Origin of the sequence: uncultured Dokdonia sp. (assembly GCF_947492815.1) — a bacterium.
GTDB lineage: Bacteria > Bacteroidota > Bacteroidia > Flavobacteriales > Flavobacteriaceae > Dokdonia.
The window spans coordinates 1-1229 of the sequence record NZ_CANLOB010000072.1; the positions used below are offsets into that span (position 1 = coordinate 1).

Here is a 1229-nt window from a genome sequence, read left to right on the forward strand (position 1 = left end):
TGTAGGCTTCCCTAAAAATAGGACAGTTTAAAATTCGAATTTACTAACTTTAAATTCAAACTGTCACAATGAAAAGCAGCAAATTTAGCGAGAGTCAGATTATCAAGGCACTCAAGGAGAATGAACAAGGTAGATCTGTAGGAGATTTATCTAGAGAATTAGGTATTGATAAGAGTACATTTTATTACTGGCGTAAGAGATACGGAGGTATGGAGCAACAACAACTCAAACGATTAAAGGAACTCGAAGAGGAGAATAATCGTCTCAAACAGATGTATGCTGACGTAAGTTTAGATAATAAAATGCTTAAAGACGTATTATCAAAAAAGTTCTAAAGCCTTCCGACAAGAGAGTTCGTGTCAAATATCTGATCAAAGAGTTTATGATTTCTATCGTACGTGCTTGTAAGGTAGTAGGTCTGAGTAGATCAATGTGGTATTACCAGAGTAAGAAAAATGATAGTATAGTGATAGATAAACTCACTGAACTTGCCGAATCTTATCCGACTAGAGGTTTTGATGAGTATTATTACAAGATTCGTCGCGAAGGCTTAAAATGGAACAGAAAACGAGTATTACGTGTGTATCGTGAGATGAAGCTAAAGCTTAGACGTAAACACAAAAAACGTTTGATCAATCGTGTAAAACAATCTCTAGAGACTCCATTATTTCTTAATGAGTGCTGGAGTATGGATTTTATGAGTGATGCCCTTACCGATGGCAGAAAGGTGCGTGTGTTCAATGTTATCGATGATTGTAATCGAGAAGCAATAGCTATCGATGCAGGTCTTTCATACCCAGCTAGAGCTGTCGTTGAAACATTAGAATATTTAAAAGAAGAAATAGGCACACCCAAATACGTCAGATGTGATAATGGCCCAGAATTTATCTCTAAAACTTTTATGAATTGGTGTAAAAAGAACTTTATTGAAATCAAGTATACACAACCTGGTAAACCGATGCAGAACGGATATATAGAACGATTCAATCGCTTTTTTAGAGAGGATATACTGGATGCATATTATTTTAATGACATCTATCAACTCCAAAAAATTAGTGATAATTGGAGAGAGGACTATAATTTTAATCACCCACATAAATCTTTGGGGAATAAATCCCCTAAAGAATATATGCCCAGGTTTGATGAAGAATTTAAATTCTTCATCAAACCTGAACTAAATAATAATTATTTGTCGAATTTTAAGGTGTCCTAAAAAGGGGAAGCCTACA

2 protein-coding genes are annotated in these 1229 nt (G+C 34.8%); both read left to right on the forward strand.

Annotated elements, in window-relative coordinates:
* Positions 1-68: 68 nt before the first annotated feature.
* On the forward strand, positions 69-335 hold the full coding sequence (locus Q1A01_RS23545; RefSeq protein WP_299686005.1) for a transposase: 267 nt from the start codon (positions 69-71) through the stop codon (positions 333-335).
* A 35-nt stretch (positions 336-370) separates the two neighbouring features.
* Positions 371-1213 (forward strand): IS3 family transposase, encoded by an 843-nt coding sequence (locus tag Q1A01_RS23550; RefSeq protein ID WP_299686008.1) that lies wholly within the window; start codon positions 371-373, stop codon positions 1211-1213.
* Positions 1214-1229: the final 16 nt, after the last annotated feature.